This window comes from Sphingobacterium chungjuense, assembly GCF_011316935.1.
Lineage (GTDB): Bacteria > Bacteroidota > Bacteroidia > Sphingobacteriales > Sphingobacteriaceae > Sphingobacterium > Sphingobacterium chungjuense.
Genome location: NZ_WLYS01000007.1, coordinates 39,525 through 58,340, shown reverse-complemented (window position 1 = coordinate 58,340; position 18,816 = coordinate 39,525). Strand labels below are relative to the sequence as shown.

The 18,816-nt window shown below is 43.0% G+C and carries 21 protein-coding genes; 11 read left to right on the top strand and 10 right to left on the bottom strand.

The window, feature by feature from the left end; genetic code table 11:
* The first annotated feature begins 64 nt into the window (after positions 1 to 64).
* The 3 genes from GKO22_RS14780 to GKO22_RS14770 are packed head-to-tail and all read left to right on the top strand — an operon-like array spanning position 65 to position 2,991.
* On the top strand, positions 65 to 1,624 hold the full coding sequence (locus GKO22_RS14780) for a DNA/RNA non-specific endonuclease (RefSeq protein ID WP_166336369.1): 1,560 nt from the start codon (positions 65 to 67) through the stop codon (positions 1,622 to 1,624).
* 50 nt (positions 1,625 to 1,674) lie between these two features.
* Complete coding sequence (locus GKO22_RS14775) at positions 1,675 to 1,896, top strand: hypothetical protein (RefSeq protein ID WP_166336367.1); 222 nt, start codon at positions 1,675 to 1,677, stop codon at positions 1,894 to 1,896.
* Between the two features lie 12 nt (positions 1,897 to 1,908).
* Positions 1,909 to 2,991: an endonuclease/exonuclease/phosphatase family protein gene (locus GKO22_RS14770; RefSeq protein WP_166336365.1), complete on the top strand. Its 1,083-nt coding sequence runs from the start codon at positions 1,909 to 1,911 to the stop codon at positions 2,989 to 2,991.
* A 17-nt stretch (positions 2,992 to 3,008) separates the two neighbouring features.
* Here GKO22_RS14770 and lptC read toward each other — a convergent pair whose 3' ends face one another.
* From lptC to GKO22_RS14720, 10 genes are all read right to left on the bottom strand, one after another.
* On the bottom strand, positions 3,009 to 3,605 hold the full coding sequence (gene lptC, locus GKO22_RS14765; protein WP_166336363.1) for an LPS export ABC transporter periplasmic protein LptC: 597 nt from the start codon (positions 3,603 to 3,605) through the stop codon (positions 3,009 to 3,011).
* Position 3,606: 1 nt separating this feature from the next.
* On the bottom strand, positions 3,607 to 4,923 hold the full coding sequence (locus tag GKO22_RS14760) for a hypothetical protein (RefSeq protein WP_166336361.1): 1,317 nt from the start codon (positions 4,921 to 4,923) through the stop codon (positions 3,607 to 3,609).
* 141 nt (positions 4,924 to 5,064) lie between these two features.
* Positions 5,065 to 6,048, bottom strand: a complete 984-nt coding sequence (locus GKO22_RS14755) for a DUF6427 family protein (protein ID WP_166336359.1) — start codon at positions 6,046 to 6,048, stop codon at positions 5,065 to 5,067.
* 12 nt (positions 6,049 to 6,060) lie between these two features.
* On the bottom strand, positions 6,061 to 6,264 hold the full coding sequence (locus GKO22_RS14750; protein WP_166336357.1) for a CcmD family protein: 204 nt from the start codon (positions 6,262 to 6,264) through the stop codon (positions 6,061 to 6,063).
* A gap of 6 nt (positions 6,265 to 6,270) precedes the next feature.
* On the bottom strand, positions 6,271 to 6,948 hold the full coding sequence (ccsA, locus tag GKO22_RS14745; protein WP_116776875.1) for a cytochrome c biogenesis protein CcsA: 678 nt from the start codon (positions 6,946 to 6,948) through the stop codon (positions 6,271 to 6,273).
* A 22-nt stretch (positions 6,949 to 6,970) separates the two neighbouring features.
* Positions 6,971 to 7,630 carry a heme exporter protein CcmB gene (locus GKO22_RS14740; protein ID WP_166336355.1) on the bottom strand — a complete coding sequence of 220 codons (660 nt, stop codon included), beginning with the start codon at positions 7,628 to 7,630 and terminating at the stop codon, positions 6,971 to 6,973.
* Between the two features lie 56 nt (positions 7,631 to 7,686).
* Entirely contained in the window at positions 7,687 to 8,061 is a 375-nt protein-coding gene (locus tag GKO22_RS14735) for a YtxH domain-containing protein (protein ID WP_166336353.1), read from the bottom strand.
* Between the two features lie 93 nt (positions 8,062 to 8,154).
* Positions 8,155 to 9,990 (bottom strand): ABC transporter ATP-binding protein, encoded by a 1,836-nt coding sequence (locus tag GKO22_RS14730; RefSeq protein ID WP_166336351.1) that lies wholly within the window; start codon positions 9,988 to 9,990, stop codon positions 8,155 to 8,157.
* A gap of 74 nt (positions 9,991 to 10,064) precedes the next feature.
* A complete protein-coding gene (locus GKO22_RS14725) occupies positions 10,065 to 10,607 on the bottom strand; it encodes a hypothetical protein (protein ID WP_166336349.1) in 543 nt (180 codons plus the stop codon).
* A gap of 59 nt (positions 10,608 to 10,666) precedes the next feature.
* Positions 10,667 to 11,452, bottom strand: a complete 786-nt coding sequence (locus GKO22_RS14720; protein WP_166336347.1) for an SAM hydrolase/SAM-dependent halogenase family protein — start codon at positions 11,450 to 11,452, stop codon at positions 10,667 to 10,669.
* Between the two features lie 252 nt (positions 11,453 to 11,704).
* Here GKO22_RS14720 and GKO22_RS14715 point away from each other — a divergent pair, with 252 nt between their 5' ends.
* The 8 genes from GKO22_RS14715 to GKO22_RS14680 all read left to right on the top strand — a co-directional run bounded on the left by GKO22_RS14715 (position 11,705) and on the right by GKO22_RS14680 (position 18,816).
* Complete coding sequence (locus tag GKO22_RS14715; protein ID WP_166336345.1) at positions 11,705 to 12,691, top strand: PhoH family protein; 987 nt, start codon at positions 11,705 to 11,707, stop codon at positions 12,689 to 12,691.
* Between the two features lie 86 nt (positions 12,692 to 12,777).
* Positions 12,778 to 13,728 carry a phosphoribosylaminoimidazolesuccinocarboxamide synthase gene (locus GKO22_RS14710; RefSeq protein ID WP_166336343.1) on the top strand — a complete coding sequence of 317 codons (951 nt, stop codon included), beginning with the start codon at positions 12,778 to 12,780 and terminating at the stop codon, positions 13,726 to 13,728.
* A gap of 14 nt (positions 13,729 to 13,742) precedes the next feature.
* Positions 13,743 to 14,117 (top strand): STAS domain-containing protein, encoded by a 375-nt coding sequence (locus GKO22_RS14705; RefSeq protein WP_166336342.1) that lies wholly within the window; start codon positions 13,743 to 13,745, stop codon positions 14,115 to 14,117.
* A 1-nt stretch (position 14,118) separates the two neighbouring features.
* Positions 14,119 to 15,039 (top strand): ribonuclease Z, encoded by a 921-nt coding sequence (locus GKO22_RS14700; RefSeq protein ID WP_166336340.1) that lies wholly within the window; start codon positions 14,119 to 14,121, stop codon positions 15,037 to 15,039.
* 91 nt (positions 15,040 to 15,130) lie between these two features.
* A complete protein-coding gene (gene hisC / locus GKO22_RS14695) occupies positions 15,131 to 16,183 on the top strand; it encodes a histidinol-phosphate transaminase (RefSeq protein WP_166336338.1) in 1,053 nt (350 codons plus the stop codon).
* A gap of 6 nt (positions 16,184 to 16,189) precedes the next feature.
* Positions 16,190 to 17,329 (top strand): bifunctional histidinol-phosphatase/imidazoleglycerol-phosphate dehydratase HisB, encoded by a 1,140-nt coding sequence (gene hisB, locus GKO22_RS14690; RefSeq protein ID WP_166336336.1) that lies wholly within the window; start codon positions 16,190 to 16,192, stop codon positions 17,327 to 17,329.
* Between the two features lie 32 nt (positions 17,330 to 17,361).
* A complete protein-coding gene (gene hisH, locus GKO22_RS14685) occupies positions 17,362 to 17,952 on the top strand; it encodes an imidazole glycerol phosphate synthase subunit HisH (RefSeq protein WP_166336334.1) in 591 nt (196 codons plus the stop codon).
* A 111-nt stretch (positions 17,953 to 18,063) separates the two neighbouring features.
* Positions 18,064 to 18,816: a 1-(5-phosphoribosyl)-5-[(5-phosphoribosylamino)methylideneamino]imidazole-4-carboxamide isomerase gene (locus GKO22_RS14680; protein ID WP_166336332.1), complete on the top strand. Its 753-nt coding sequence runs from the start codon at positions 18,064 to 18,066 to the stop codon at positions 18,814 to 18,816.

The window sequence follows — 18,816 nt, the reverse complement described above, 5'->3', positions numbered from 1 at the left end:
ATTTAATTGTGATGTAAATTTCATTTCAAAATCAGGTGCTTACTTACCATTTATAAAACTTAACATGCGTGTTTATTTCTGCTTATTACTCGTGTCTATCGCGCTAGTATCATGTTCTAAGTCTGATAATGCATCACTACAGCAAGAGATGCAATTCGGTACGGAGGTAAGAGCAGTGATGCCACAACAAGCAGCGGTAGGATTAGGGCAAAGTCAAGATATTGGTGTCTTTGCAAAGCGTTCTGAAAATCCCATCGAAGTGAACAATATAGTGTCTGGGATTGACAATAAGCGTTTCGTGACCAACGGAAATGGCCTATTTCGCTCCGAGGACTTATCGGTTCAATATCCGGCCGGACAGCGTATCGATATCATGGCTTACCATCCTTATCGCCGGCAATTGTCAGACTACCGATTCGATATCGATTTAAGTGACCAAAGGAGACAAGCAGATCTAGATTTCATGGTTTCTAGTAACTTATCATCTGTTTCTAGTGTGTTACCATCTCCACAATTGGTCTTTGAAAGGCAGTTGGCGAAGATACATATTAATATCAGCGGGTCTGCTGGTATATCGATGCAGGGTATTCGGGTCGCACTACGCGGTATGCGAACAGGGGGATTTTATGATTTCAGAGACGAAGTGCTCTCCACCGCGAGCAACTCCATTCAAGACATCCAACCACTGCTCACAGAACGTGGTGCGTTTAGTCGATTATTAGAGGTAACTATCTTTCCGCAAAGAGTGACAAACGCGCAGCAGTTCGTGTTCACCTTAGCGAACGGAAGAGAATACCGCTGGGAACTACCCACCGACAGCGTATTCCAACAAGGATATCGCTACGAGTATGATATTGTGTTGGGCGGCGGAGAAGAAATTGTAAATCCAGCGCCACCTCGAATTTACTTCGAAACTCCAGAAATTCCGCAGGGCACACCCCGCGCTCTTTATGTGACTCATATGATGCCAGGAAATCCCACAGTACGCAATTATTCTTTGCTTTATGATACCGAATACAAAATGGCGTATTGGGTCGCATATCCATTGCATGCGTCCTATCTCGGTACATCAGGCCGATCGGATGCGTGGGGATTTGATCCGCTTATCAATATGGCATTTCAGTCTAATTTATTTAGGGGATTTGGGATAGCAAATACGGATCGTGGTCATCAAATCCCGAGTGCCGATCGCACGGTGAGTACCCAAGCCAATGCCACCACATTTTACTTTTCTAATATGACGCCACAACACTCGCGGCTGAACCAAGGATTGTGGGCAAATTTAGAAAATCGTGTTCGCACTTGGATCAATCGTACCGATACGCTTTATGTCGTCACTGGTGCGATGGCTACCAGCACCGCTGATCCAGTTGTCGAGTTTGTAACTGACAATACTGGTGCCCGCGTGGCTAGACCTAAATATTACTACAAAGCGATTGCCGCTCGAACGCGCAATACGTACGAGACTATTGCATATAGGTTAGACAATGTACAGCCAATAAATAACGATTTTACACAGCACAGCATATCGGTAGCGGAGTTGGAAAGAGAAACAGGTTTTGTCTTTTTTCCAACTATTCCCAATCAGGTTAAACAGCGCGTCAATCCTTCTTTTTGGCAATAAATAGCAATGATAATCTCAACGTTATTCAAGTCATAGTAAATGGAGTCGCTATGGATGTGCCAAGCGTTCCTATCTCCAGCGCAGCTGATGATAACAATGCGTATCGCACGGTGGTGCTTGAAGGTATTCCTGCAAGAGAAAACTTGTCTATAGAATTTATATCTCTTGGAACAGCGAACACTGTTGGTTTCCGGTTAGACAATATTCGAATTACAGCACAGTCTACTGATACAAGCGGCGGTCCGCCGATCATCCTGACGCCAGATAATTAATAGCATGAAGCAATGAATAAAATAAAGATACAAAGTGACTGGGTCGTACTGCCTTTTCTGTTTTGCATTTACGGACAAGCATTTACGGGCAAGGCGCAATCTAAGCAGTATCGTGTTTACGCTGCCGCATTCTATAATTTGGAAAATTTATTTGATACAGACGATGATCCTACTAATGCAGGTGATGATGAATTTACACCAAAAGGCAAATTGCGCTGGACTCCAGAAAAGTACCAGAAGAAGCTACACAATATGGCTTACGCTATTAGTCAGATCGCGCGAGAACATAGTCCGGTGGGACCGGAGGTACTAGGTGTTGCAGAAATTGAAAATCGGAAAGTATTGGAAGATCTGATTTCACAACCTGATATGGCAGATATGCACTATCAGATTGTGCAGTACGATTCGCCAGATCGTCGTGGGATCGATGTCGCTTTATTGTATAATCCTAGATTGTTTCAGGTTACTTCTTCGCGAGTTTATCCTTTTCATTTGGCAGACGAATCTGCTTATCGATCGCGCGACCAGCTATTGGTTTCAGGCAAGATGGCCGACGAGGATGTACATTTTATTGTCGCGCATTGGCCATCACGCTTTGGAGGTAGTAAATCCTCTTATCTTCGAGAGGCAGCAGCTGTAATTACACGACATGTGATCGATTCACTGCAGCAAAATGATCCACTGGCAAAAATTATATTTATGGGTGACCTCAATGACGATCCGAGTGACGTCAGCGTGCGTAAAGTGCTTGACGCTAAAAAAAATGTAAGCGATGTCTCGGATGGTGGACTGTATAATCCGATGTGGCAACTGTTAGAAAAGGGCGCAGGTTCACTCGCTTACCAAGGTGGTTGGAATATGTTTGACCAGATTATACTATCTCAAAGCCTGTTGCGAAAAGATACCGATGGATTACGTTATTGGAAGGCAGAAGTGTTTAATAAACCATTTTTAGTAGATCAGGAAGGTAAATTAGGGCGACGAGCACGAAGCAATAAAGGTTATCCGCTACGCACTTTTATTGAGGGCACGTTTATCAATGGATACAGCGATCACTTTCCAGTATTGATATATTTGATTAAACCTCATTTTTAATCAAGTATGTGTTGGTTTTAAAATCCGCTTGTAGGGAATAGATTGTTGTCTCGCGTGATCCAATATCCGGTAGGCGATTCCATATCTATGCGTACGAAGTTGGCATCAGCACTAAAGGAAGTGGCGGCTTGATTACCTCGTTCGTCACTAAAAAAGAAAATAATAGGAACCGTATTGTAATAGCGTTGATTTTTCTCGTCGTAGAAAAGTTCTTCTGTCTTGATGACCGATCCATCCGATTTGGTGATCACCACATTGTCGCGAAATTCGGTAAGTTGTTCGCTTTGCCTTAGCAAAGCATAATTAGAAGTGATGCGTTGTGTTTCTTGAAGGTTCTCGTCGTAGAAAATGATTTTAACACCTTTCTTGAACTCCGAATTGTCGGTACTATCATGATAAACGCGCATTTCTGGAGCAGTCATTACCGCCTTTACTTTTGCAGAATCACTGTAGGTAACCGTCACGTTGAGTGATACATCCACCGCCTCTTCTTCTGGGATAGAAGCGATACGGTCAATATCGCGCATATCATTCTCGCAAGCGCTAAAGCATATCAGTCCGAGCACAGATCCCCAAAGGAATAACCTATTACGCCATGTAAGCGGCCGCATCATGTTAGTCTATGCTGCCTCGGATAAACCACGTATCATTGATCGTGAAGCCCAAGTGAATGTTGATATAGCGTTCTCGCACCAAGTTGTTTTGTAGCGTACCACGTTGTCCGAATTCTCCCGTGATATTCAACATAGAGAATGTACGACCAAAGCTTTTCTGTGCCAGTGGAATACCAAAGCCAGCAGAAACCGCCATATCATTGATTCGTCTATTATTCAGTGTTATCTCTGTTTGATTGTAACGGAAACCCAATCTATAATCCACAATGTTCAAGTACTTTGGAGAGGTTGGATCTGGCTTAAATTGTCCACCAAGCGCCACACCAATATTTTTGCCCAATGGTGCTTGTCCGGCTGGCTGTCGCGTGTTAGACCAATCAGCATATTTAAAATCAGCACCTACCGTCCAGTTATATCCTTTCGATACGGTAATACCGATATTGTGTTTCAGAGGTAGATTAATACGCTGTCCAAAACTTACTGGACTAATAATCGTGTCCAACGCAATCGCATCCAGCGCACTGCCACCGCCTGCGGTGATGGTACCCATAGAAGTCGTTTCATTTCTCACTTGATTATTCAGCGTTCCGGAATAACCAATCGTCATGCTCATCCGATTACCCAATGAACGAAAGTACTGCATACCATAGTCGAGCATTATTCCGCGCACGTACCGATTGTTGGTCTGAATTGTATTGTATATTTCTGCGTTATTCGGGAATTCCACCGTCGCTTTGTCGGTCAGGTTTCCAAACAAATAACCTGCATTAGCACCGATACTCAATCCTTTTATTGGCAAGTTGACACCGTACCCGACGTATGCTTTGTTCAGACCACCTTCCCCAGCGATGCTTTTGCGATACCGCAAATCACCTAAGTTTTGATCTTCATAGGCATTATATCCCACGTCCGAAAAAGGCAATAAACCAAATGACAAACCACCTGCTTTTTTCAGAGGTATACCAAAGGTTATATGTCCGAATGCAAAATCTCCCGTATTGTCAGATCCTGAGCCTTTGCTTAGTTGGGTGAAGTTGCCATACATACTACCATCAAAGATGGTTCTATTCATCGCAGAATAAGAAGCTGGGTTGGATACGTTTAATGTAGGCATTCCTCCAAGATAACGTAATCCGGCAGCAATACCACCCATAGAGCGTTGTTGAGGGGTTAAATCTTCTCTCATTTGCCCCAAACCAAATTGGGAATAAGGAGAATGAGAAGTGGTCGTTTGTGCATGAACAGCTGTTGGCATGAGGCATAATGCGCCACCAGACAGCAAAATGGAAAAAGCAACCCTTATAAATCTATTTTTCAACGCGTGTTATATTAAGTGTTCTCGGTATCCACCCCGATTTGGAACATTTTCAGGTGAAATTTTGGTACAAAACTATTTAAATTTTAACGTATTCGCCTGATTATCTTGTTAAAAAAGGTTAAACAACTGTTGCTCAGTTTTTTATAGAAATTGTGAACAAATGATACCAGCAACTATTAAAAGATAAACGGATTCATAGATCCATTTGCTTTTTGCGTGTGTGAAATAATAAGCAAGATAGATCGAAAGTGGTGGTACGCACAGCAAGAAATGGTTAATCGTAATGCCGGCATCTAAATAAAAGGAGACCGCAATTAATACCAACATGTAAAACAGCAATTTAAACGATTTGCGTACGTGCACTACACTTTTGAAATATTGATCCTTCAAAACGCCCAGAAACAACAACATCGCAATCACGACGGGCGCCAGTGCGATAAGATCGTAATAGTCTACGTGTATCGAAGTGCTAAATGGTGTGGTAAAAGGAGAAAAAATGAGCAGAAAATCATCAAAACGATAATTCCAATAATAGGCAACTCCGATTAAAAAGTAAATCGTAATAAATCCCAACAGAGGCGTGACCCATTCTCTCCAATCAAATGGCCTGAATATCAACAAACTTGCCCACAATAATAATAACATGATCGTAAATGGCAAGTAGATTAAGCTCCCTAGTGCTACGATGATGCCTAGATCAAACATGCGGCCTTGTATATTGCTTAGCTTGTATATCTTAAACAGCTTGGAAAGCATCCAAATGGTCAAAAAATTGCAGATCAGCGTGGGTGATAGCACTAAAAAAGGAAGAAACAAGCTCACCAATGTCATAAACATTAGTGCCGTGAGAAAGCTAGGTTTGCCCAGAAAGTTATAATAATTAATAACCCGATTGAGCTGAAATGCTTGAAAGAGTGTCAGAATCAATGTAATAAGCACATTGAGATAGGGCGGAAGACGGTCGCCAATTTGAAAGCCAATGAGATTATGTAGTGCTGGCTCAAATAGAATCGGCTCAAGCTTATCCGGCAATTGCAAGAATACACCCAAGCACAGAATTAATCCAACAACCGCTACCAGAAGTATATTAAGTGCCGATAGATTACGGTGCTGGCTTATGATCATGGGCAACGTGGATTACTTTCTTTTCTCTAATTTGGCGACCCGACGATCCAATGTGAAGAGGTAGGTGGCCACGCCAACAAAAATAATCAGCATGACTGCGACTACAATGTAAATCTTTCCTTCGGAGCGTAGCGTAATAGCCATTTCTACCGGTTGCGCCATGGCTTGCATGATCGCCAACATCATTCCTACGATTAGCGTAATTTGTTTTTTCATAAGATGCTAAGCAGCTGAATTATCAAAAGTATCTTCTTGTTCCTCGATCAATCGAATCCGGTATCGCATGGTGCCGATCCAAACACCAATCAAGATCCAGCCGATGGCTGCAGTGTAGAATACCGGACGCATATAATTGTCCATATCCAAACTGCCAATCGTCGAGTTACCGCCGCTGCCTGGGTGCAAAGAATCCGTCAGTTTTGGTAATATATAAATGAGTACAATCATCACCGGAAAGGCGAAGATGTTGTAGATTGCCGATATTTTAGCGCGTTTTTGTTCTTCTTCCAACGCATTTCTCAGTACAAGATAAGCAAGGTACATGAGCGTCGCGATAGCAGAACCATTAAGCTTCGGGTCATTGGGCCAAGGGTCGCCCCAAGTTATATAGCCCCAAAGCATGCCAGTCAACAAACCAAGTCCACAAAACAAAATGCCGGTGTTTACCGCTTCTACGGCGATCAAATCGTGCTTTCTGTCAGATGATCCCAGATATTTAATGCTGTATACGACAGAGATTAGGTACAGAAAGATCATCGCAAACCACATCGGCACATGATAGTACACGTTGCGTATCGTTTCGTTGAGTATAGGGAGTTCGGGAACAGGGCCTAATAATCCGGCTATGACGGAGCTGCCCACCATGATTACCGCCAATATTTTCCACCAGGTTTTTCTCATATTATTTTAAGAAAACAAGATTTTAATCTCGCCAAAGGTAAGGAAATAACAATAAAGAAATAGCAATCGTGATGACATTAATCGCAATCAAAACAAATAGCTCGCTGGTGCTGGCGGCGCGTTCAACACCTTGTATGGCGTGCAAAGAAAGTTTGATGAGGACGATCAGTAATGGAATGATGACCGGAAAACTCAATATGGCCATGATCGTACTATTACTGCCCGTTTTGGCGCTGATGCCAGATACCATGGTGAATACAGAAGAAAAACTAATCGCACCCAACAAGACGGCGGTAAAATAGAGTAATAAGTCTTCAATCGGGCTCTTAAAAATCGTACCGTATACCACAAAGGCTGTCCCAGATATCAAGGTCATTAAGACGGAATTATATACGATTTTAGAAAAGACAAGTGCTTTGGGATTTACCAGACTGTAATAATACAAGTACCTGTGTTGTGTTTCCTGTGTGAAACCACGCGAGATCGCTGTAATGGAGGCAAAGAGCAGTATAATCCAGAACAGGGCATTCCAAACGAGCGTATCCACAGATTTGAATGCTTGATAGCATACAAATACTGTGGATACGACGTATAATAAGATGCTGTTGATGGCGGCTTTAGAGCGCCACTCCAGCATGATATCTTTTATCACCAAAACTTTTACCTGCTCCAAGAAATTCATACATTACAAAGATAGTAATGATTATGAAGGAGAAGTTGTGGTGTCGCGTAAAAATGTTACGCTTTGTCTAATTCTGACTTCGCCTTAGAAGCATATTCGCCCGATACGTCTTTTACGTTTCCAGCTGCTTGAGAAGCTTTGTCTGCCCATTCATTGGCTTTGACCGCTGCTCTATCGATGGCAGTTTTACCGGCATCTTTCGCTTTACTTCTTAATTCGTCTAAATCGTCTTTCGCTGTTTTTGCGAATTCACGCGCACGTTTCGCTTCTTTTTTAGATAATTCTTTTACCGAGCGAGTTAGATCCTTCAATCCTTTGTTTGCGTTGTCTAATTGCTTCTTACCATCTTCTGTGCCCAATAGATAATATGCCGCAGTACCTACTGCTAAACCTAAAAGTGCAAAGGCTACTAATCCGTTCTTATTTTTCATGCTTTCTATCTTTTAAAAATCAAATAATCTGTTTTCTAAATTTCAAACAAGACATGTTCCAAAAGGTTTGTAGAAAAATGAAATTAACAAATTTTAACCTGCCACAACGTCGAGAGATTGTAGCGAATATAAATGATGATAAAGACCTTGGCATCTGGACATTAGTTCCTGATGTGTTCCTGAGTCGGAAACGGCGCCATTTTCGATCACAAGGATCTTATCAGCATCGCGGATAGTCGATAATCGGTGAGCAATAATAATCGACGTACGGTCGCGCATCAGCTCTTCTAGGGCAAGCTGCACTAATCGTTCGGATTCTGAATCCAACGAAGAAGTAGCTTCATCCAATATCAAGATGGCAGGATCTTTCAATAAAGCCCGTGCAATGGCGATTCGTTGGCGTTGGCCACCTGATAATTTCACTCCGCGCTCGCCTACCATGGTTTCATATCCCTCTGGGAAGCTCATGATAAAGTCATGCGCATTGGATCTTTTGGCAGCATTAATGATATCGTCAATACCAGCTTCCAGCTTTCCATAACCAATATTCTCTGCAATCGTGCCGCCAAAAAGAAGTACATCTTGCGGTACAATCGCGACCTGATTACGGATATCCGTGAGCGAAAAATCTTCCGCTGGAGCACCGTCATAGAGTACCGTGCCATTCTTGGGATCATAAAACTGCAAGATTAGCGAAGCAATAGTTGACTTTCCCGTACCGCTTGGTCCTACGATCGCCAATTTCTGTCCAGCGCTTACGTGAAATGACACGCCTTTCAGCGTTTGGATATCCGGTCGCGTAGGATAGGAAAATCCAACATTATGGAATGTCACGTCTCCACGAATCACTTTCTTAATCACTCTATTCTCGGCAGAGATGTCTAATTTTTCTTGTTTCTCCGTTAATATTTCCAGGACGCGTTCACTAGCACCCACTGCTCTTTGTACGTTAGCATATAATTCTGGAAAACTACCCATAGAACCCGCTACAAACATGGAATACAGAATATATGTCGTCAAATCACCAACGGTAATGTCACCTTGCGATACCAATGTAGCGCCGTACCAAATGACGACTATGGCAGCTCCAAAAACGCAGAAAATGATAAAAGAAGCAAAAACACCACGAAAAGTCGCGCCACGCACCGCCAAGCTAACGACCTCGCATAACTTATCGGCATAGCGTGTGGTCTCCCGGTATTCGTTTACAAATGCTTTGACATTCGAAATGCCCGACAGCGTTTCCTGCACGATGGCATTAGAATCGGCCAACTTATCCTGTGTTTCTTTCGATATTTTGCGGATGAATTTTCCAAATACGAAGCCTGTCAGTACGATGATGGGTAGAATAGCCAAGTTCATCAAAGCCAATTTAGCCGACACAAACACGAGTAGGGCAACGCCAAATGCCAAACTAATCGTTTGGCGAAGTAATTCTGCCAGCGTTGTAGTCATCGTGTCTTGAATCTGCGAAAGATCGGATGAGATACGACTGTTCAATTCGCCGACGCGGCGATTGGCAAAAAAATCCATCGGCAAGGCGATCAGTTTATGATATACTTCTTGGCGAATAGTAGATAGCGCTTTTTCGGATACTTCGACAAAGAGCCGAATGCGAAAAAAAGAGATGACCGATTGAAAAAATAGAATGGACATGGAGATCAGTCCAATTTGAACAATGCTAGCAGGAAGCCAATCGTATTTTTGTTTTCCTTGTGCGGCATCAATCATGGCACCGAGCAGGGCTGGAAAGGTCAACATCGTTAAGCTGGAAAGAATCAAGAAAACCATCCCCCAGATAAATTTTGCGCGATAAGGCAGGATATACCTAAAGATTTGGTATCCCTTCTTCATCACATCTAAATTCAATTTTGGCTTAGGTAGATCTTCTCCGTTATTGTTGCCACTATTTAATCGTTGTCTCGCCATTTCATCCACTATCCCCGATTATCAGAGGACGCACAAATTTAGCCATTAATCCTATGTTACCTATCAGAGTTCCGTCACTTTTTGGCCGTAGAAATGCGCTTTTGTAGGTAAATGATGTAGATTATCAGCGCCAGCGTGACAATACTGAGTAGATAAAGCCACACGTTATTCTGATGATCTTCTTCGTCTAAGTTGCCCACTTGGCTGCGCAGTTTCTCGTTCTCCGTCTGTAGTTTGGTAATCGTGCGCATATAGGCAGAAGATCTTGTGTCGTATTCATCGGCCAATCGTTGATAGTGATCTTTCTCAAAATCCTTCAAGCTCAAGAGCTTTTGTGTTTCCACGAAAATATGATTGTCATTGATCACCACCGCTTTCAAGATATCGATGGATTGCTGCATATCGCGCTTCGATTTAAAAAGGCCAAATACACCCGATTTTTTAAGCACGGATTGATCAAACTCACCAAACTTTTGTTTCCGTTGTTCCAAAAGGCTATTTACTTTCGCGCGCTGCGTTTCGTAGGATGCCGAATCTACGGTACTTTTTATTTGAGCAAAGTTTGCAGACATTCCCAAGCAAAGCAGAAAAGTGCTCAATGCTATGATCCGAAACATCCTCGTTTTATTTTTTATAGCCATGGACTTGATCTAATTATGGAATTGATTCTCCGTTATCACTTATTGGAAAACTCGACCAATATACTCTCATCTTGATGCAGACCAAGTAAATTGCTAGCATTGCCCTTATTGATCGCAATTTCTAAGAAATTACTGATGCCGAAGAGACAAAGCTTCTCTCCCTCAGATACTTCATTATAATGCCAACATAGTTGCGTAATGGTCTCATTGCGTTTGAAGCGCAAGATGAATGCTCTACTGGCTTGCACTCGGTTGAACAGGTCTTTGCTGATATTGCTGATGACATTGCCAAACGAGTCAATGTAACTCACATGCCCTTTGATCGTGTCGGCTGTATACACCGGTTGCAAAGTGCCTTTTAGCACTGGATTATCAATGTGCAATCCAATTTCCTGAAGCGAGCCGCCGCTAGCAATATGGCAGGCCGCTTTGGTTAAAATGTCGGCAAGCGGGAAATGCAGATAACGAAGATCTTGCATAATGTTGATCTCGACCACTTCATCCGCTTGTTCTTCGCCTAGAATAATACCGAAGATACCATTGTCGGCACCCACAAAATAGTGCCCGCGAAATTTCATCGCGATATAGCGTGATCCCTCTAAGAATACAGTGTCGATACCAATTAAATGAACCGTCTCTGGTGGGAAATAACGGTAGGCGTTATTAATGACAAATGCCGCGTGCTGTATGTTGAATGAAGGAATCTCGTGCGTAATATCTACTAAGTTCACATGAGGCAACAGCGTGAGGATACTTCCCTTCAGTGCTGCCTGATAGAAATCTCGATGTCCTAAATCTGTCGTTAAAGTAATTACGCCCATATGCACAATCTGAGAGCTATCTATCCAGTCCTTGTTTTCGTTTCGGTAGATAGCGATGCATCAAATCTTATTCAGAAATGACTAAGCTACAAAAGTAACAAAATCTCTGGCCATGCACAGTGCGTAGTTCTAAATCTTTGCACACAGTTTGTTTAAAAAAATAAAAGAGTATTATAGCGTAAAGTAAATCCAAGAATGTTATTTTAGTACACAGGAGTATGCAGAAGTTTTTTACCTTAAAGGAAAGTAAAATTGAGTGAATTAGTTATTCGACTGGAAGATGTCAATCTTGTAACGCTTTGGGGTGCCCAAAACGAGAACTACGAATTTTTAAAGAAAGTGTTTCCTAAAGTGCGGCTGATCGCCCGAGGTGATGAACTAAAGGTGTTAGGGGAGGAAAAAGAGCAAGTGCTATTCAATCAGACTTTTGAAAAGGTGTTGGCTCACGTACAACGGTTGCAAAATCTGACGGCGCTAGATCTAGAAAGTATTGTGAGTGATGTGGTGCCTGCGCCTATTCTCAACAACGCTTCGAAAGAGGCTGCCGCAATAGCAGATCCAGCTTTGTCACGTGGCGAACCGATCGTGTATGGTACCAATGGCATTATTGTGCGCGCTCGTACGCCCAATCAGCGAAAAATGGTCGATAGTATTCATAAGAATGATATCCTATTTGCTGTTGGCCCTGCCGGAACAGGAAAAACGTATACTGCCGTTGCGCTAGCTGTACGCGCTTTGCGCAATAAAGAAATCAAACGAATCATCCTGACGCGGCCTGCGGTCGAAGCGGGCGAGAATCTAGGTTTCTTGCCGGGTGATTTGAAAGAAAAGGTAGATCCTTATTTACGACCACTTTATGATGCCTTGGATGATATGATTCCTGTAGAAAAACTCAAAGGTTATCTGGAAAACCGAACGATCGAAGTAGCGCCTTTGGCCTTCATGCGCGGCCGTACCTTAGATAATTGCTTTGTGATTCTAGATGAAGCGCAAAATGCGACTGATATGCAGCTCAAAATGTTTCTGACACGGATGGGGCCTACGGCAAAGTTTATCGTGACGGGTGACTTGACACAGATCGATTTGCCGAAGAAATCGCAATCAGGTTTGGCTACGGCGGTTAATTTGTTGGACAACATAGAGGGAATTGATATTGTACATCTCACAGGCTCCGATGTGGTGCGGCATAAGTTGGTGAAAAGGATTCTAGAAGCTTATGGTGACATCAAACCATCGTAACGCGCTACTCTTTCCTGAAAACTTCGTACTTTAGTCCCTCCATCGTCCACCAGGCATGGGATCAAGTCAAAAAACTGCTTTTTAGAATGAACGCAATTAACGAAACGAACTTTAAATTCAATAAACAAACTGCTTTTTACAGAGGCAAGGTACGCGATGTATATACTATTGATCATCAATATTTGGTGATGATTGCATCGGATCGCATTTCAGCTTTCGATGTCGTGTTGCCAAAACCGATTCCGCACAAAGGGCAAGTACTTAATCAGATTGCTGCCAAGTTTTTAGCCGCAACAGCGGATATTTTGCCCAATTGGGTATTGAGTACGCCGGATCCAAGCGTCACCATTGGTCATGCTTGCGAACCATTTAAAGTAGAGATGGTCATTCGTGGATATCTATCCGGTCATGCTTGGCGCACGTATCGCGAAGGTGGTCGTTTATTGTGTGGCGTGACCTTGCCAGAAGGATTAAAGGAGAACGATAAACTACCAGAGCCAATCATTACACCAACGACGAAAGCGGCTGTAGGACATGATGAAGATATCTCCAGAGAAGATATTCTGGCTAAAGGCATCGTAAGCGAAAAAGACTATGTGCAATTGGAAAAATACACCAGAGCATTATTCCAACGTGGTACCGAGATCGCACGCGAACGTGGCTTGATCTTGGTGGATACAAAATATGAGTTTGGAAAAAAAGACGGACAGATCTATTTGATCGACGAGATTCATACGCCAGATTCTTCTCGTTATTTTTATGCAGAAGGTTACGAAGAACGTCAAGCCTCGGGAGCGGCTCAAAAGCAACTTTCCAAAGAATTTGTACGCCAATGGCTGATGGATAACGACTTTCAAGGGAAGGACGGACAGCAAGTGCCCGAGATGACCGAAGAAGTGATCTCATCGATCTCGGCACGTTATATAGAATTGTATGAGCACATCACGGGCGAGCAATTCGTCTATCCAGAAGCAGGAGCTGTCAACGAGCGTATACAAGAAAATGTGGATCAGGCATTGACACAGATCATGGCCTAAAACGAAGGATAACTATGAAATTCACGGTAGAAAAGGGAGAGCGTTTTGTGGTGATCGAGCCGCATGCGACTTGTTTGAATGGGGAAGTGGCCGGTAAGCTGAAAGGCGAATTTATGCTACGTAATACCGGCGGACAACGAAATATTATCTTGGATCTTAATCGCGTAGAATCGGTCGATGAAGATGGAATCCGTGTGGGGCTTCTGGCTCGCCGCCTTTGCAAATCGATGGGCGGTCTTTTTATTTTGGTCAATGTACATGAAAATGTATTCAGCTTTATGAAGACCATTGGCTTGGAATCTTATTTCAAAGCAGCCAAAGATGTAGAGCGGGCAAAAGATATGATCTTCGGCAACGAAATTCGTTTAGACCTTAGAGGCGATCAATAATATGCGCTTCTCTATTCTGATTTTAGGTAATAGTTCGGCCACGCCCATGTACGAGCGGCATCCGACTTCGCAAGTCGTCAATCACAATGAGCAATTGTATTTGATCGACTGTGGCGAAGGTACGCAGATGCAGCTCACGCGCTACGGCATCAAAAGCAACCGGATCAATCATATCTTTATCAGTCACCTTCATGGCGATCATTACCTCGGTCTGGTGGGTTTGATTTCCTCTATGCATCTGATGGGGCGCAAAACCGATCTGCACTTGTACGGACCAGCACCTTTGGAGGAGATTCTAGCATTAAACTTCAAATACTCTGAAACGGAGTTACGCTACAACTTGATTTTTCATCCGACCAACCCGACTGAAACAGCCGTTTTGTTCGAAAGCAAGTTGCTTCGCGTAGAATCATTTCCTTTACGTCATCGCATTGCCTGCACGGGTTTTCGGTTTCAAGAAGGAGCACGCCCAGCCAAGTTGGATGTAGAGAAAGTCGCAAAACTCCATATTCCACCAGCTTTAATTAATGGTATAAAATGGGGTTTGGATTTTACGGACAAGGATGGACAAGTTCATCCTTCCAGTGAATTAACAACACCAGCACCTTTGCCTAGAAGTTATGCGTATTGCTCGGATACCGTGCGGATTCCCGATTATCTGCCTTTTATCCATCGGGCAAATCTGTTGTATCATGAATCCACCTTTCTGCATGAAATGAAAGATCGTGCGGTAGAAACCTTTCATACGACATCCTTCGAAGCGGGAGAGATTGCTAAGGAGGCGGAAGTTGGTCATTTGCTTTTAGGGCATTATTCTGCGAGATACAAAACCAAAGAGCTAACCTTACTGTTGGATGAAGCTCGCTCCGCATTTCTCCATACGGATCTTTCGGTAGAGGGAAAATGGTACGAAGTAGAATAATTTCACTTCCATTCCGGCAAAATAGTTCCTATAATTCGTGATATTTTGCTCATATTTACAAAATCATAATATTTCCAGTATTTAGTTAGAAATGTCATTTAATTTAGACCTTCTTTTAAGGGAAAACATAAAAAATCTAAAGCCTTATTCGTCCGCTAGAGATGAATTTGATGGCGAAGCGGCTGTCATGTTGGATGCGAATGAAAATGCGTATGGTTCGCCTTTGAGCCAATCGTTCAATCGTTACCCGGATCCCTTGCAATTGGCAGTAAAGCAGAAATTGTCAGCCATAAAAGGCGTCAGTACCGATCGTATTTTTTTGGGTAATGGATCGGATGAAGCGATCGACCTCTTGTTTAGAGCGTTTTGCAGACCAGGAATAGATAATGTTATTTTGCTGCCTCCAACGTACGGGATGTATGAAGTATCAGCCAACATCAATGATATCGCGGTACGCAAAGTGACGCTGACGCCCGATTATCAATTGGACATTGATACCATTGCGGCAGCAATCGACGAGCATACAAAAATTATTTTTATCTGCTCGCCCAACAACCCGACGGGCAATAGCATTCGCCGGCAGGATATCGAAACTATTCTAGTCAATTTTGAAGGTATTGTCGTGTTAGACGAAGCCTACATCAATTATGCTAAGCAGAGTTCATTCTTGCCGAACTTAGCGGAGTTTCCGAATTTGGTGGTTTTGCAAACCTTGTCTAAAGCTTGGGGATTGGCAGCATTGCGCTTAGGAATGGCCTTCGCCAGTGTAGAAATCATTCAGATTTTTAACAAAATCAAGCCACCGTACAACATCAACCAAGCGACGCAAACCTATGCGCTCGAAGCTTTGGCCCGGGTGGATACCGTGAATGAATGGATTAAGGAAACGGTAGAAGAACGCACTTTATTGGTAGAACAACTCCAACTTATTCCTCAGGTAGAGCACATCACGCCATCAGACGCCAATTTTGTATTGGTTCGTTTGCAACAAGCACGACCCCTATACCATCACTTAGTCAATAAAGGCATCATTGTACGTGATCGTTCGACAGTCACGTTATGTGAAGGTGCCTTGCGGATGACGGTGGGTACGCCAGCAGAAAACCAAATTTTGCTCGCTCAAATTAAAGAATTCTATAGTTAATACGATATGTCAGATTTATTGAAGCGCGTCTTATTTATCGACCGCGATGGCACTTTGATTTTAGAACCAGAAGACGAACAGATTGATTCGTTTGCCAAGTTGAAATTTTATCCAGGCGCCTTGCAGTATTTGCCTAAAATTGCCCAAGAATTAGACTTTGAATTGGTTTTGGTGACTAATCAAGACGGCTTGGGTACCGATTCGCATCCGGAAGATAACTTCTGGCCAGTGCATCAGTTTATTATGAACACTTTTGCTGGCGAAGGAGTGGAGTTTGCGAGAGAACATATTGACCGCACCTTCCCGCATGAAAATGCGGCTACACGCAAGCCGGGAATCGGTTTATTGGGCGAATATTTCGACACGAAAAACTATAATTTGGCTGAATCCTTTGTGATCGGTGATCGGGTAAATGATGTAAAGCTGGCTCAAAATCTTGGCGCAAAAGCAATCTGGCTGGGTGGCAATACCGCTCTTGGTCAGGCAGAGAATGTCGAGATATCTGCGGATTCAGTCGCCTTGCAAACCACCGATTGGAAAGCAATCTATGAATTCCTGAAATTGGGAACACGCACGGCTTCGCATCAGCGGAAAACCAATGAAACGGACATATCCATCGCGATCAATCTGGATGGTAGCGGCAAATCGGATATAGATACCGGATTACCATTTTTTGATCATATGCTCGATCAGATTGCCCGTCACGGTGCGTTGGATCTGACGATTCGTGCCAAAGGTGATCTGCATATCGACGAACATCATACGATTGAAGATACCGGAATCGCTTTAGGCGAGATTTTTGCGCAGGTACTGGGCGACAAGCGCGGTATTGAACGTTATGCATTTACCTTGCCGATGGATGATTGCTTAGCGCAGGTGGCACTAGATTTTGGTGGTCGCAGTTGGATCGTGTGGGAAGCGGAATTTAAGCGCGAAAAGATTGGTGATATGCCGACGGAGATGTTTTTCCATTTCTTCAAATCATTCAGCGACGCTGCCCGAACCAATCTAAATATTAAAGCAGAAGGCGACAACGAACACCATAAGATCGAAGCTATATTTAAGGCCTTTGCCAAGTCGATTAAGAAAGCAGTACGACGCGATGCAGACAATATGCAATTGCCGAGTACCAAGGGCTTGTTGTAGGGGAAGATTCAGAAAAACACCGAGCAAATAGCATGATTGGAATTGTAAACTACGGAGCAGGAAATATATTTTCATTGACGGCCGCCTTGGTGCGTTGCAATTTGCCGTATGGCATGATCAATGAGCCAGCCGATTTTGATAAATACGAACGAATTATTATTCCGGGCGTCGGTCATGCTGGCGCAGCCATGCAAAAGCTGCGTGATTCAGGATTGGCTGAAGCCATTCCTTCGCTAACAAAACCGGTATTAGGTATTTGTGTAGGTATGCAATTACTAACCAGCTTTTCGGAAGAAGGCAATGCCGATATGTTGGGCGTTTTTCCAATGCGTACGCTGCATTTTCAACAACGCATTTCCGAAAAAGTGCCGCATATGGGATGGAATACCACACAAATCCGACACAACTGCCGCCTTTTTGACCACATAGCAGACAATTCATATTTCTATTTTGTGCATTCGTTTTTTATCGAATTCCAAGAAGGATATACCGCGACTTCGACCAACTACGGCGTCGAGTATGCGGCTAGCATACATAAAGACAATTTTTACGGCGTACAATTTCACCCGGAGAAATCTGGCTCAGCAGGAGAGCAATTGCTCCTGAACTTTGCTGCGATTTAAACAACCTTAATACAGGTGTTCACATGATCGTACAGGATCACGCGTGCATTGTTGCCGATTATTCACTATTTTTGAACAATAAACTGATTTTTTATCTTGATTGATTCTACCATGTATATTATACCAGCTATTGACGTTTTAGACAAAAAAGTAGTTCGCCTACGCGAAGGAAACTATGATGATGTCACCCACTATGAGATCTCTCTAGAAGAGCAAATTGCGAAATACCATGCAAATGGTACCGAGATCGTGCACATCATTGATCTGAATGGGGCTAAAGGTGATTTCTCTAATCAGCAATATCTTTTTGAGGTCTTGAAAAAAACAGATATGAAGGTGCAGTACGGTGGTGGTGTCCGCAGTATTGATAAAGTGAAAGAATTGGTAGACGCCGGCGTTTACCGCGTGATTGTGGGAACACAAGCAATCACGAACCCTTCTTTTTTGGAAGAATTGAGCGCGCTCAATGAAGGCCGTGTGAAATATGCAGATCATGTAGTCGTAGCGATTGATGTACTCGATGAGGTGATCAAGTATTCGGGTTGGCTAGAAAGCTCACCTATCAAATTGATTGAATATATTGATAAATGTCTGGCACTAGGTTTCTATCGATTCTTATGTACAGATATTAGCAAAGATGGTAAATTGGGTGGAGCTGGTGTAGAATTGTATAAAAAACTATTGGATCACTCTCCAATCATCAAATTGATCGCATCGGGCGGTATTAGTTCCATGGAAGATATACAAGCATTACAAGATTTGCAAAATGTTGAATCAGTAGTCGTAGGAAAAGCGATTTACGAAAATCGAATTTCTATTGATGAGATTAAAGACTGGAACTTAAAAGCGTTGATTAAGTTCTAA

Excerpts from the sequence above, each read along its gene's own strand:
- GKO22_RS14780 (WP_166336369.1), top strand. The coding sequence starts at position 65 with ATGCGTGTTTATTTCTGCTTATTACTCGTGTCTATCGCGCTAGTATCA.
- GKO22_RS14775 (WP_166336367.1), top strand. The coding sequence starts at position 1,675 with ATGGATGTGCCAAGCGTTCCTATCTCCAGCGCAGCTGATGATAACAAT.
- GKO22_RS14770 (WP_166336365.1), top strand. The coding sequence starts at position 1,909 with ATGAATAAAATAAAGATACAAAGTGACTGGGTCGTACTGCCTTTTCTG.
- lptC (WP_166336363.1), bottom strand. The coding sequence starts at position 3,605 with ATGATGCGGCCGCTTACATGGCGTAATAGGTTATTCCTTTGGGGATCT.
- GKO22_RS14755 (WP_166336359.1), bottom strand. The coding sequence starts at position 6,048 with ATGATCATAAGCCAGCACCGTAATCTATCGGCACTTAATATACTTCTG.
- GKO22_RS14750 (WP_166336357.1), bottom strand. The coding sequence starts at position 6,264 with ATGAAAAAACAAATTACGCTAATCGTAGGAATGATGTTGGCGATCATG.
- ccsA (WP_116776875.1), bottom strand. The coding sequence starts at position 6,948 with ATGAGAAAAACCTGGTGGAAAATATTGGCGGTAATCATGGTGGGCAGC.
- GKO22_RS14740 (WP_166336355.1), bottom strand. The coding sequence starts at position 7,630 with ATGAATTTCTTGGAGCAGGTAAAAGTTTTGGTGATAAAAGATATCATG.
- GKO22_RS14735 (WP_166336353.1), bottom strand. The coding sequence starts at position 8,061 with ATGAAAAATAAGAACGGATTAGTAGCCTTTGCACTTTTAGGTTTAGCA.
- GKO22_RS14730 (WP_166336351.1), bottom strand. The coding sequence starts at position 9,990 with ATGGCGAGACAACGATTAAATAGTGGCAACAATAACGGAGAAGATCTA.
- GKO22_RS14725 (WP_166336349.1), bottom strand. The coding sequence starts at position 10,607 with ATGTTTCGGATCATAGCATTGAGCACTTTTCTGCTTTGCTTGGGAATG.
- GKO22_RS14720 (WP_166336347.1), bottom strand. The coding sequence starts at position 11,452 with ATGGGCGTAATTACTTTAACGACAGATTTAGGACATCGAGATTTCTAT.
- GKO22_RS14710 (WP_166336343.1), top strand. The coding sequence starts at position 12,778 with ATGAACGCAATTAACGAAACGAACTTTAAATTCAATAAACAAACTGCT.
- GKO22_RS14705 (WP_166336342.1), top strand. The coding sequence starts at position 13,743 with ATGAAATTCACGGTAGAAAAGGGAGAGCGTTTTGTGGTGATCGAGCCG.
- GKO22_RS14700 (WP_166336340.1), top strand. The coding sequence starts at position 14,119 with ATGCGCTTCTCTATTCTGATTTTAGGTAATAGTTCGGCCACGCCCATG.
- hisC (WP_166336338.1), top strand. The coding sequence starts at position 15,131 with ATGTCATTTAATTTAGACCTTCTTTTAAGGGAAAACATAAAAAATCTA.
- hisB (WP_166336336.1), top strand. The coding sequence starts at position 16,190 with ATGTCAGATTTATTGAAGCGCGTCTTATTTATCGACCGCGATGGCACT.
- hisH (WP_166336334.1), top strand. The coding sequence starts at position 17,362 with ATGATTGGAATTGTAAACTACGGAGCAGGAAATATATTTTCATTGACG.
- GKO22_RS14680 (WP_166336332.1), top strand. The coding sequence starts at position 18,064 with ATGTATATTATACCAGCTATTGACGTTTTAGACAAAAAAGTAGTTCGC.